We start from the raw sequence: 11,386 nt of genomic DNA on the forward strand, positions 1-11,386 counted from the left end.
ACTTCCTTCTATTTTCTGTTCTAAGTTGCCATTTCCATGTTTAGTACAGTAGGCGGAGCGTAGAAATAGCCTTGTGCCAAATCGACCTTGTTTCTTGTGAGGACAGATGCCTCATCCTCATTTTCGATTCCCTCCGCGACAACCAGTGAACCGGCCTCCCGCGCGACTAGGAGAATCCCCTTTAACATCGATTCCTTAAGCGAGTTTTTATCGATATTTTGAATGAGAGATCGGTCAATTTTTATAATATCCGGCATAATTTCACTAATGGTACTTAAATTGGAGTATCCCGCGCCTGTATCATCAATGGCAATTCGAAACCCCATTAATCGTAACATTTTTATATTATAAATGAAATTCTTTAAACCTTCGATTGAATCGTTTTCTGTAATTTCAATTGTTATTTGTTTTGGTGATATACCAGTGAATCTTTGCAATAAATTCTTTATATCCCTTGTGAAACGAATATTTCCAAGGGTTAACGGAGTACAATTGATAAAAATATCCTGTCTGCATTTTGCTTTCTTAATTTGTTCAAACGCTTTTTCCAATACCAGCATTTCGAGTGCATATAATGTCCCTGTCTGTCTTGCAACCGAGAATAACGGCAAAGGATTTTCTACTGCCGTACCTTTAGGCCCCCGTGTCAAGAGCTCCCATGCACGGATTTCATTTGTTGCCACATCAATAATGGGCTGGGCCAGCAGACGGATATTTTTATTAGTAATAATTTGATTGATCATATAATCTATATCATCATATTTTACTGCCAGTCTTTTTTCAGCCATCGCAATGGCCTGTCGATGGGCTTTTTGGATGGAATCAGAAATGGAGTAATGTTTCTTGTCAATAAACATATATCCGGTTTCAAAGTGAATTTGCTGTGAAGGATAATGTTTTTGCAGACTTCCCTCAACATAATAAAGCAATCCGTTTATGACATGATCCATATCAGACAAAGTGTTTTTATCAACATCCACCTTCATAATCAAGGTCACCACATCGCCATAAAAGTCATGCAGCGCGATGATCTCCTCTTCTTTCAGTTCCTCTTGGACAGCATGGCGAAAATACTTTTTTAACTGCTTCATGAAATAACCTTGCTGTGATTTGCCTTTTAAAACCGACAATTCATTCATATTTTGCAGGTGAAAAACAATAACTGCTGCCTCCAAGCCTGATTGAAAGGCGGCTGTTACACCCTCTAATACAGGGTTGCGCAATATAAATTGAGGCGGATAAAAGCGCAAGGAACCAGCAGGAAGCAAAATCTTCCCCCATTCCATTACCCCTAATAGCATATTCATGATGCGACGAGCCATACATTCATCCCTCACAACCAGTTTATCTTACAGATTTAGTTATATTATAACATATTTTTACATTATTCGTATTTTTCAAAGAAAAATATTCCTAAACAAATGGTTGGGAAATTTAATCCTCCTCCCATCCACTGCAGGAATTTGTTACTATAGATAATGTGAGAGTATTTTTTAAAAGGAGATATAAAATGAGCGAGCGTTTTTTCTTATATGATGATACCGAAAATACCAAAACAAGGTTTGTCAGCTTTGTCGGGGAAAATCAGCGTTATGATTTAGCAGTCGTAAAAACGGACCGGCACTACGGCAAATCCCTAGTAATGAATATGCAAGGAAATCGATTTGCCATCATTGGGCATGATGATCTCGAGGAGGAAGGTTATTTAGAATATGCTTTTAATATTAATGAAGCAGAGGCAGAAGAGCTAAAATCCTTCTTACAGGAGATTATCTAAAGGTTGACTCATGTTTTTCACTCAGGATGAAATAATAAAAGAAAAAGGAGTGAGGAACATGGCTGAAAAGGATTCCGATAAATACGGGGATTTCTCGAATGTGGAAGTACAGCGGAACTATCTGACTGCGGAAGAATTTCCCGAGGGCCCTTTAGGGTCGCCGATTCGTAAAGAAGACCCTGTAGAACTGAAGAGTACCTCGTGGAAAGAGGGGCAGCGCCGGTACAGTGCATTTAACTATGAGTTTAAGGCCCTGCATCAGGATTTGCCAAGAGAATACCCGGGAGCGCATCCTCCACATGATGATAAAGAAACCGATGAACAGGCCCCGTATAACAATAACGAAGCTTAAAAAATAAACGAAGGGGATTAAATCGCCCCTTCGTTTATTTTTTAACCTTTTTTAACACAAAATAAGCACAGCCAAAATTGCAGTATTCATACAGATACTCACTTAATGTGCTGATTTTTGTATCAAAGGTTGCTTTTTGATTTTGGTCCTCAAAGAAGCCTTTTAATCGGAGCTGGCCATAGCCCCAATCCCCCACAATATAATCATATCTGGATAAGATGTCACTATATCTAGCCTTTAGGGCTTCCTCATTAAAACCATTCCGAAATTCCTGTACAAGTTCGTAAGTAGTGTTATTAATAAGAATCATGGTTTTCACCTCAAATTTTGCCAGCTATTCTTTATCCCATTATAACCGATTCACCATCAATTACTAAGAAAAAAAATGAGCGCTTTGGAAAATCTAATAAAAGGAGGTGTTAATATTGAAAAGATTAGGCATAATCATTGGGTTATGTGCATTAACTGCAGTCACAGGCTGTTCTAAGGATATGGGTAAAAACGATATATATGAAGAATCCGGCAATACCATTAATGTGAACAATAAACGGCATGAGCTCTACCGTGAAGGTGCGAGCAAGGATATCCGTAACGCCAGCAATGACTATGGCTTTGTACGTCACCAAAAGAGTCCACTGATGAACGATAATAACACAAATAATGGCTACACGGCCCTTGACCGTGAACAAGTAGCCCATGTCATCAGTCGCTTAAGCGCCAATAATCCAAACGTCCATGATGTGGCTACATTGGTAACGGACAGAGAAGTTTTAGTGGCGTACCGTACCGATTCGAAGGACCGAAATTTAACGGCTGACCAAGTGAAGAAAACAGCATTATCCGTTGTCCCAAGGTACTACCATGTATATGTCAGTGATAATAAGGTCCATATCCAGGATATCCAAAACTTGGCGAATTTGGATTCCCTCAGCGGCAAATCACGTGACCAGGTAAATTATGTAATCAAGCAAATGAAAACATCTCCACAAGGAACAAGACTGAACGATAGTGAAGATGAAAACGGCCTGACAAAGGACGATATGGATTATAATCACAAACGCTAATAAAAAGAGTTCAGACCCGAATTAAACTAAGGGCTGAACTCTTTTTTAAATTCAAGTTATTGGGCTTCCTGCGTACTTTGTTCACCAAGTAATTGCTTATGCTTTGCGGCAGCATTTACTTGTTCATCAGCGTGATAAGAAGAACGAACAAGTGGTCCCGCTTCGCAATGGCTGAACCCTTTACTTATGGCAATGTCACGTAATTCATTAAACTCATCGGGGCTATAGTATTTTATAACCTTTAGGTGGCTTTTGGTCGGCTGCAAATACTGGCCGATCGTCATGATATCAACATGATTTGCCCGCAAATCATCCATAACCTCAATAATCTCTTCTTTTGTTTCGCCAAGGCCAATCATTAAGCTTGATTTTGTAGGAATACTTGGATTCATTTCCTTTGCCCGGCGGAGGAATTCTAGGGAACGATCATATTTTGCACGCGCTCTGACTCTTGGTGTCAGGCGTCTCACCGTTTCGATATTATGGTTTAAAATATCTGGCTTTGCATCCATCAATGTTCGAAGGTTCTCTTCTTTTCCGCCCATATCAGACGGAAGGACCTCAATGCTTGTAAACGGGTTTTTCCGGCGGATGGCCCGGATGGTTTCTGCGAATACTGCTGCACCGCCATCCTTTAAATCATCCCTGGCAACTGCGGTTACGACAACATGTTTCAGGTTCATAAGCTGAACGGAATCAGCGACTCTTTCCGGTTCCTGCCAGTCAAGTTCCGTAGGTAGACCTGTTTTTACAGCACAGAAGCGGCAGGCCCTGGTACATGTATCACCGAGAATCATAAAGGTAGCCGTTCGCCGTACTGCCCAGCATTCGTGAATATTTGGACAGCGCGCCTCTTCACAAACGGTGTGAAGATTCTTTTCCCGCATCAATTTCTTTAATCCTGTATATGATTCATTTGTATTAAGCTTTATTTTTAACCAATCAGGTTTTCTCAGGACTTCCTCTTTCTTGCTCATCATGCACCCCCGACTATGTTTAAACACTCCTGTTGTCACTTTAACATACTTGGGTCGACAACGACAAGAAGTCAGCATCTGCCCCAATGATTTTCCCGATTTCCAATTATTGACCATAATGAAATGTTCTAGAATTCATAAACTAACCTTGAACTATAAATGGGAAGGGAGAATTCCTATGCGGGCTGTGCTGATAATAGCAGCTTTCCTGTTGTTATTTACCTCAAGTATAGAGGCAAAAGCTGCGGAAGCCAATCCATACCAAGAACGAATGAAACTTTATAAGAAGGTTGAAACCATCACTCAAATTCCTTGGTATTATTTAGCTGCGGTTGACCAATATGAACGAAATGTCCGCTTGGCACGCCGCGATTTACCAAGACCAGAGAGCCTGATTAGCATTTATTTTCGCCCTGAACAATGGGCCGGGCTGACTAATCCTAATCCATCCGAAGAGAATCCTGCAATTATCCAGTTTTTTAATGGAGTCGGAGTTGATGGGGATGGAGATGGAAATGCCAGCCTGAAAAATGATGAAGATGTATTGTATTCCTTTGCTCATTATCTGCTTTCTTATGGAGTAGATGAAGATAATATTAAAATCGGTTTATGGGATTATTACCACCGGGATCGATCGGTTGGCAGCATCGTCAGCTATGCCAAAATGTACCGTCATTTTGGACGGCTGAATTTGGATACAAATGTTTTCCCAGTTCCTTTAAGAAGCAATCACAGCTATCGCAGCACCTGGGGAGATGCCCGGGGCTGGGGCGGCCGAAGAATTCATGAGGGTACTGACATTTTTGCCGGCTATGGTGTACCGGTAAGGGCTACTTGTTACGGGATTGTGGAAATGAAGGGCTGGAATAAATTTGGCGGTTGGAGAATAGGCATCCGGGATATCAATAACACATATCATTACTTTGCCCATCTCAGTGGGTTTGCCAAAGACTTAAAGGTCGGGCAAATTGTTGAACCCGGGATGGTAATTGGCGGAGTAGGAAGCTCCGGCTACGGCCCTCCAGGCACATCAGGGAAATTCCCGCCGCATCTCCATTATGGCATGTATAAAGATAATGGGATTACCGAATGGTCATTTGACCCCTATCCGTATTTGGCAAAGTGGAAACGTCTTGAACGAATAAACGCTAGAAAAAAATAAGGACTATCCGATTTGGATAGTCCTTTTGCTAATTTCCTGATTTTTTGGTATCCTGCTTTTTCTCGGGAACCTGAATGGATGGAATCATACCTCCTCCGCCGTTATAGAACTGCGGAACCGTTCCCTCGACAAGAGCACTTCCGACTGGAATACTTTGCTTCAGTTTCGTAATTTTCGTAGCAAATGGAGTAATAATTTGAACGGATACCTCAATCTCAATCGAGACTTCCACCCATGTATTATTAATCCCCATTTCTTTCGTTTGGATATGCACATCCGGTTCCACTTCCCCAATGGCTTGAAATTTGACAGGGATTTTCGGACCAAGGTTCCCTAGCAAAGCAATATTGGTTGCCTGCCCTAATGGAACATACCAGGTGATCGAGTTCTCATCCTTCGTGTTCTCTGTCTCAATTTCTACATCTGTAATCTGTTCTAACTGGGCAAGATTACCTTGTTTTGCCGCCTTCAAATTCTTTTGAATTTGTGCCGTTGTTTCAGCTAATACCCTGTTAATTAAATCCGTATTTAACTGAAAGTTTTGTTTCTCCCCATCGCTGCCTGGGATGATTTGCACGACCTGATTATTTTCTCCGACATTGGTGGTCCTTTTCGTAATAGCTCTATTTATCACAAGCGAAGCAATATTTCGGGTTTCGGATTCGGCATATCTCATTAAGGTAGGTTCAATCCCTTTGTTCACAAGCAACACACTGATTGCTGATGTCAACAGGAAAAAGACAAAAGTTAAAAGCATGACATATCGGAAAGGCAACGGACCTCTTCGCCGCCGGTACATGCGAAATTTTGCCAACAAAAATCACCCCTTCATCGTATGTGTATGCGAAAAAGGGGTGAACTAGCCCAATAAATAAATGGTAAAAAGCCTGCTACGATAGCAGACTTTTATATCATTTTCAGCAAAGCGTCCTTGCCAATCATGCCTTTTGAGATTCCTAATTCCTCCGCGCCAATTGTGACGGATTCCAGCGGCGCGTTCAACAGCTGGTCAATCGTTCTTACTCCGACAGCTCTTCCTGCGATAATGTTACGGTCCTTTAGTTTATCATTTAATAAGCCGACATCCAACGCACCGCACATTATATATCCTTTATCGCTTGTCACAGCAAGCAAGGTCGTTTTCGGAAGTAACACGGAGACCGCCAGGAACGTATGGCCGTCAATTTCAATTGGTGAAAGATCAATCATCAGGATTCCACACTCCTTTCCCTACTATCACATTATGTAGGAAAAGGAAAAAGCGTGTGTCCCAGGATTAAGACTGGGTCTTTAGTTTCCATTTAAGGATATCGCGCAAAAATTCCGGCAGAAAATATTGCTTATCCTTATGAGGAAGAACTCCTTTAAAGAAATGCCCAAACGTAAACATATCCGGTAGTGCAAGTGTATAGATTTTTTGCGGCTCCAGCTTTTCTCCATTAATAAAAATTTCTCCGGAATGAAACGTGATTCCGTCATAAACAAAGATTCCCAGCATGTTTCCTCTAAAACCAAGCCCTTTGATTTGCCTTTGATGAAGGCTTTCGTCCATCGTTTCGATTAATATATCTTTTAATTCTTCGCCGTTAACCTCGACAACACATGGATTAATCGGGTGTGGGCAGATGTTTAAAAGGTCAAATTCTGTCACATCGCCGGATAACGGACCAAGAAGGAGTCCGGCATTGATCATCGCACAATCAGTTTGGCACCAATCCCGTAAAGCTTTGCATAGGAAAAGCGAGAACTCTGTTTCTTTAAACGGATCGCTTAAGAATGGCTTCGTTAGATTCGTGACTCTTCCATTAAGCAGCTTTTTCCCTTTATCTAGAAAGGCCTCTGCTATCTGAGCCTCATTTTGAGCCGCCGGAAGCTCCTTTGTATCATAAAGAATGGCTTGTTTGTCTTGAATGGTTTTCTGGCTGTCCAACATAATCGTAACATGGCCCACATAATAGCCAAATTTTCCGGCGGCCGCCAAAAGCGTATTGTCTACAAGCTTTCCATTTTCCAAAAAATGATGAGTATGAGCACCCAGAATTACGTCAATCTCAGGAAATTCTGTTGCGATCCTTTCGTCATCACGAAGACCGAGGTGGGAAAGCAGAATAACCATGTCCGATTGTTCCTTTACGGCTATGATCCATTTTTTAAGCTCATTAATCGGCTCGGTCAGATTCCAGCCCAGTAATTCGTAGAGACGCGCGAAGTTAGCCGTTAGGCCGATGACGCCAAGGCGAGTACCCGATTTGGTTCGATAAATTTGATAAGGCTTCACCCAGCCTGGCTGCTGATTATTTTTTTGAAAAAGATTTGCTGCCAGCACATCAAATTGTGCATCATCATAAAGCTGATCGAGCCCGTCATGGGGTAGGTTGATTCCTTCGTTATTGCCAATTGTGACCGCAGTATATTGGCATTCGTTTAAGAGGTCAATACTCGCTTTACCCATGGTCGCCTCTGTCAACGGATGCCAGCGATCTATGAAATCGCCAATATCAAATAGGAAAACCTCGTCTTGATCTTGGTGGTGCTTCCTTTGCTGCTTCAAAAATTGCTCAATGCGCGGCCAATTTTCCAAGTGGCTGTGGATGTCGTTCGTATGGTATATATGTATTCTTTCCATTTGCATCTACCTACCCTGTTATTCCTTCATAGATTAGCCGAACCCCGACGATGACAAGAACTGTTCTTAATATCCAGACAATCGTTTTGCTCTTTAATCTTGTATTTAAAAATACGCCAATGTTCGCCCCTATATAAGCCCCCGGCACAAGTGCTAAAGCATAAAGCCAGTTGACGTTTCCTAATGAGATATGCGTTATGGAGCTTAAAATTGAGGTTGGTAAAATCATAAACATCGATGTTGCTGTAGCCACATGCGGCGGGAAGAAAAAGACGAGAATCATCGTTGGAACCATCAGCGAGCCGCCGCCAACACCAAAAATACCTGATAAAAACCCGACAACAAACGAAACAATGACAGCAACAACGGGGCTGTAGCCATATTCAAAGGTTTTACCCCTGTTATCCGTAAAAGTACGGGTAATGCCTCTGTCCTTCCGATATGGTATTGGCTTTAATTTATCTTTTATAAACAGGATAATCGAGACGAGAATAATAAATAGACCAAAATATAAATTAAAAGCATGGAGGTTCATTCTTTCTGTTACCCACGCCCCTAAAATACTCCCCGGGCCGCTGCCGATTAGAAAAATAAGACCGCTCTTATAATCAACCACTTTATGTTTTGCATAGGCCAACACCGAGGAAAGCCCCGTGAAAATCATCGTAAAAAGAGATGTCCCAACGGCAACCTGCGGCGTGATGTGGGCAAACCCGTTTACTGTCGCCAAATAGAGCAACGCCGGCACGACAATTATTCCGCCGCCAAGGCCAATCAGCGAGCCCAATGAGCTTGCGCAAATTCCGATAATCAGAAGAACAATCCATTCCATTATTTCACTTTCTTTCTTTGTCTGCTTTTAAAATAAGTCCAGCTGTCTTGGAGCCAATCCTTCATATTCAATATTTAATATGTCCATCATCTGCTTGGCGTTATCTGCTGCGTCGCCGCCAGAATTGTTGTTAAAAAGGAGGTACACATCTGCGCATTCCTCGGCAAGCTTGTGGATGTGTCCGGCCCATTCATTAAGCTCCTGCTCGTTATAGCGGTATAGGTAGCGGATATCCCGCCAATTCTCGGCGTTTTTCTTTTGCCAGCCATGGACATTGCGGCCGTGGAATCTGACGAGAACCTTATGTTGGTTTGTGGATACAAGAACCGTCGGAACGGAACCCTCCCCGGATTGCGGTTCATCACATATGCTGTGAATCCAATTTTCCTGTTTCATAAACTCCAGTGTCTGTTTGCGGTATTGCGGCGCAAACCAGGATTGGTGCCTAAACTCGAGTGCACATGGGATTTCTCCCATTTGCTGTTTGCACCATCTTAAGTAATCGACATTTTCCCGTTTGCAATCAAACCACGGCGGAAATTGGAATAAAACCATGGCAAGTTTATTTTTCTCAATATAAGGGTCCAATGATTCTATAAATGCTTGAAACATTGCTTGTTTATTTTCAAATGGTATTTCACCGTGATTGTGACCTGTCATGCCTTGATAGGCTTTGACGATAAATTGAAAGTTGGCAGGTGTTTCATTAACCCATTTCAAGGCGTTCCTTTGGGGCTGTATCGCATAAAAAGCGGTGTCCACTTCAACGATTGGAAAATGGCCCGCGTATTCCTTTAATTTGTCTCTGGGCGTGATTGGACCTGTATACAAACTGTCATGGTCGCCCCAGCCTGTCAGACCGATGTATATCAATGGATTCACCTCCGCTTTTTATAATAGCATAACCTTTTTAGTTGGGAATAGTTGGACGACAGTTGTGTTGGCTTATACAACAGTTGGCGCACTTTATATGACAGTTGGAACGGCTTATCCGACAGTGGGAAGGACCTATACGACAGTAATCATCCTTTCTGAGAGTATTCCGTACCCATCCGAGAGTATCCCGCCCCCATCCGAGAGTAACCCCATTCCCAAAGCAAAAACCCGCCTGCCTATCCCAGCAAGCGGGTTTAATTTTTCAAAAATATTAACCGATTGAGCCTTCCATCTCGAACTTGATCAAGCGGTTCATCTCAACAGCATATTCCATTGGAAGTTCCTTTGTAAATGGCTCGATGAAGCCCATAACGATCATTTCAGTAGCTTCCTGCTCGGAGATACCGCGGCTCATCAAGTAGAATAATTGCTCTTCAGAAACCTTAGAAACCTTTGCTTCGTGCTCAAGTGAGATGTTGTTATTTAACACTTCGTTGTATGGAATCGTATCTGAAGTAGATTGATTATCCATTATCAACGTATCGCATTCGATATTAGAGCGAGCGCCGTCTGCTTTACGTCCAAAATGGACCATACCGCGATAGTTTACACTTCCGCCATGCTTAGAAATCGACTTAGATACAATCGTTGAAGAAGTATTTGGTGCTAAGTGAATCATCTTAGAACCTGTATCCTGTACTTGGCCTTTGCCAGCAATTGCAATGGATAAGGTCATCCCGCGAGCGCCTTCGCCTTTTAAAATAACAGCGGGATATTTCATCGTTAATTTAGAACCGATGTTACCGTCAATCCATTCCATTGTCGCATTTTCTTCGCAGACAGTCCGCTTTGTTACAAGGTTGTAGACGTTGTTTGCCCAGTTTTGAATCGTTGTATAACGGCAGTAGCCGCCTTTTTTAACGATGATTTCAACAACTGCACTGTGGAGGGAGTTAGTTGTATAAACAGGTGCTGTACAGCCTTCAACGTAGTGGACAGATGCACCTTCATCGACAATGATCAGCGTTCTTTCAAACTGCCCCATGTTTTCCGAGTTAATCCGGAAATAGGCCTGTAACGGTGTATCCACCTTAATACCAGGCGGTACATAAATGAAAGAGCCGCCGGACCAAACAGCTGAGTTTAAAGCAGAAAACTTGTTATCAGTTGGCGGAATAACCGTTGCCCAGTGTTTGCGGAAAATATCTTCGTTTTCCCTTAACGCAGAATCGGTATCCTTAAAGATGATTCCTAATGCCTCAAGGTCTTCCTTCATGTTATGGTAAACAACCTCGGATTCATATTGCGCAGAAACCCCTGCAAGATACTTTTGCTCGGCTTCAGGAATTCCAAGTTTGTCAAATGTCGCTTTAATTTCTTCCGGTACTTCATCCCACGACTTTTCTGATTTCTCCGATGGTTTTACATAGTAGGTAATTTCATCGAAATTCAATGAGTTTAAGTCACCGCCCCATTGCGGCATTGGTTTACTGTAGAATATTTCAAGTGATTTTAAGCGGAAGTCAAGCATCCACTGAGGTTCACCCTTCATTTTTGAAATCTCTTCAACAATCTCACGTGTTAAACCACGTTTTGATCGGAATATGGAAACGTCTTTATCGGCAAAACCATATTTATACTCGCCGATCTCCGGCATTTTCTTCGCCATCGCAAGTATTCCTCCTTTTTTTACGAGAGGTGAAAGCTCCAGGCAAGAGGC

General features: G+C 42.2%; 14 protein-coding genes. 5 read left to right on the forward strand and 9 right to left on the reverse strand.

Going from position 1 to position 11,386, the window contains the following annotated elements:
• Nucleotides 1–20 precede the first annotated feature (20 nt).
• The gene (locus tag ACFPA1_RS11130) at nt 21–1,322 is read right to left on the reverse strand and encodes an EAL domain-containing protein (RefSeq protein ID WP_213144342.1); all 1,302 of its coding nucleotides are present in this window, start codon (nt 1,320–1,322) and stop codon (nt 21–23) included.
• Between the two features lie 188 nt (nt 1,323–1,510).
• On the opposite strand from ACFPA1_RS11130, the gene ACFPA1_RS11135 reads away from it, so the two are divergent.
• Nucleotides 1,511–1,777, forward strand: a complete 267-nt coding sequence (locus ACFPA1_RS11135) for a DUF3055 domain-containing protein (RefSeq protein WP_213144341.1) — start codon at nt 1,511–1,513, stop codon at nt 1,775–1,777.
• 58 nt (nt 1,778–1,835) lie between these two features.
• The gene (locus tag ACFPA1_RS11140) at nt 1,836–2,129 is read left to right on the forward strand and encodes a cytosolic protein (RefSeq protein ID WP_213144340.1); all 294 of its coding nucleotides are present in this window, start codon (nt 1,836–1,838) and stop codon (nt 2,127–2,129) included.
• Between the two features lie 34 nt (nt 2,130–2,163).
• On the opposite strand, the gene ACFPA1_RS11145 is transcribed toward ACFPA1_RS11140, so the two are convergent.
• Nucleotides 2,164–2,439, reverse strand: coding sequence for a YutD family protein (locus ACFPA1_RS11145; protein WP_213144339.1), 276 nt, complete (start codon nt 2,437–2,439; stop codon nt 2,164–2,166).
• A 115-nt stretch (nt 2,440–2,554) separates the two neighbouring features.
• On the opposite strand from ACFPA1_RS11145, the gene ACFPA1_RS11150 reads away from it, so the two are divergent.
• The gene (locus ACFPA1_RS11150; RefSeq protein ID WP_378582816.1) at nt 2,555–3,193 is read left to right on the forward strand and encodes a YhcN/YlaJ family sporulation lipoprotein; all 639 of its coding nucleotides are present in this window, start codon (nt 2,555–2,557) and stop codon (nt 3,191–3,193) included.
• Between the two features lie 56 nt (nt 3,194–3,249).
• Here ACFPA1_RS11150 and lipA read toward each other — a convergent pair whose 3' ends face one another.
• Nucleotides 3,250–4,170, reverse strand: a complete 921-nt coding sequence (lipA, locus tag ACFPA1_RS11155; protein ID WP_213144504.1) for a lipoyl synthase — start codon at nt 4,168–4,170, stop codon at nt 3,250–3,252.
• Nucleotides 4,171–4,348: 178 nt separating this feature from the next.
• Here lipA and ACFPA1_RS11160 point away from each other — a divergent pair, with 178 nt between their 5' ends.
• The gene (locus ACFPA1_RS11160; protein ID WP_213144337.1) at nt 4,349–5,332 is read left to right on the forward strand and encodes a M23 family metallopeptidase; all 984 of its coding nucleotides are present in this window, start codon (nt 4,349–4,351) and stop codon (nt 5,330–5,332) included.
• A 28-nt stretch (nt 5,333–5,360) separates the two neighbouring features.
• Here the strand turns inward: ACFPA1_RS11160 and yunB are convergent, their stop codons facing one another.
• The 5 genes from yunB to ACFPA1_RS11185 form a co-directional block, all read right to left on the reverse strand.
• The gene (yunB, locus tag ACFPA1_RS11165; protein ID WP_213144336.1) at nt 5,361–6,146 is read right to left on the reverse strand and encodes a sporulation protein YunB; all 786 of its coding nucleotides are present in this window, start codon (nt 6,144–6,146) and stop codon (nt 5,361–5,363) included.
• Nucleotides 6,147–6,238: 92 nt separating this feature from the next.
• The gene (locus tag ACFPA1_RS11170; RefSeq protein WP_378582819.1) at nt 6,239–6,541 is read right to left on the reverse strand and encodes a YunC family protein; all 303 of its coding nucleotides are present in this window, start codon (nt 6,539–6,541) and stop codon (nt 6,239–6,241) included.
• A gap of 67 nt (nt 6,542–6,608) precedes the next feature.
• Nucleotides 6,609–7,958, reverse strand: coding sequence for a bifunctional metallophosphatase/5'-nucleotidase (locus tag ACFPA1_RS11175; RefSeq protein WP_378582821.1), 1,350 nt, complete (start codon nt 7,956–7,958; stop codon nt 6,609–6,611).
• Between the two features lie 10 nt (nt 7,959–7,968).
• The gene (locus ACFPA1_RS11180; protein WP_213144333.1) at nt 7,969–8,790 is read right to left on the reverse strand and encodes a sulfite exporter TauE/SafE family protein; all 822 of its coding nucleotides are present in this window, start codon (nt 8,788–8,790) and stop codon (nt 7,969–7,971) included.
• Between the two features lie 27 nt (nt 8,791–8,817).
• Nucleotides 8,818–9,663: a DUF72 domain-containing protein gene (locus ACFPA1_RS11185; RefSeq protein ID WP_378582824.1), complete on the reverse strand. Its 846-nt coding sequence runs from the start codon at nt 9,661–9,663 to the stop codon at nt 8,818–8,820.
• A gap of 67 nt (nt 9,664–9,730) precedes the next feature.
• Between ACFPA1_RS11185 and ACFPA1_RS11190 the strand changes: the two genes are divergently transcribed.
• Entirely contained in the window at nt 9,731–9,949 is a 219-nt protein-coding gene (locus ACFPA1_RS11190) for a hypothetical protein (RefSeq protein WP_378582826.1), read from the forward strand.
• On the opposite strand, the gene sufB is transcribed toward ACFPA1_RS11190, so the two are convergent.
• Nucleotides 9,938–11,335 carry a Fe-S cluster assembly protein SufB gene (sufB, locus tag ACFPA1_RS11195; protein WP_213144331.1) on the reverse strand — a complete coding sequence of 466 codons (1,398 nt, stop codon included), beginning with the start codon at nt 11,333–11,335 and terminating at the stop codon, nt 9,938–9,940. The genes ACFPA1_RS11190 and sufB overlap by 12 nt on opposite strands.
• Nucleotides 11,336–11,386: the final 51 nt, after the last annotated feature.

It is taken from the genome of Neobacillus sp. GCM10023253 (assembly GCF_042653105.1).
GTDB lineage: Bacteria > Bacillota > Bacilli > Bacillales > Cytobacillaceae > Neobacillus > Neobacillus citreus.

Excerpts from the sequence above, each read along its gene's own strand:
- ACFPA1_RS11130 (WP_213144342.1), bottom strand. The coding sequence starts at position 1,322 with ATGGCTCGTCGCATCATGAATATGCTATTAGGGGTAATGGAATGGGGG.
- ACFPA1_RS11135 (WP_213144341.1), top strand. The coding sequence starts at position 1,511 with ATGAGCGAGCGTTTTTTCTTATATGATGATACCGAAAATACCAAAACA.
- ACFPA1_RS11140 (WP_213144340.1), top strand. The coding sequence starts at position 1,836 with ATGGCTGAAAAGGATTCCGATAAATACGGGGATTTCTCGAATGTGGAA.
- ACFPA1_RS11145 (WP_213144339.1), bottom strand. The coding sequence starts at position 2,439 with ATGATTCTTATTAATAACACTACTTACGAACTTGTACAGGAATTTCGG.
- lipA (WP_213144504.1), bottom strand. The coding sequence starts at position 4,170 with ATGAGCAAGAAAGAGGAAGTCCTGAGAAAACCTGATTGGTTAAAAATA.
- ACFPA1_RS11160 (WP_213144337.1), top strand. The coding sequence starts at position 4,349 with ATGCGGGCTGTGCTGATAATAGCAGCTTTCCTGTTGTTATTTACCTCA.
- ACFPA1_RS11170 (WP_378582819.1), bottom strand. The coding sequence starts at position 6,541 with ATGATTGATCTTTCACCAATTGAAATTGACGGCCATACGTTCCTGGCG.
- ACFPA1_RS11175 (WP_378582821.1), bottom strand. The coding sequence starts at position 7,958 with ATGGAAAGAATACATATATACCATACGAACGACATCCACAGCCACTTG.
- ACFPA1_RS11180 (WP_213144333.1), bottom strand. The coding sequence starts at position 8,790 with ATGGAATGGATTGTTCTTCTGATTATCGGAATTTGCGCAAGCTCATTG.
- sufB (WP_213144331.1), bottom strand. The coding sequence starts at position 11,335 with ATGGCGAAGAAAATGCCGGAGATCGGCGAGTATAAATATGGTTTTGCC.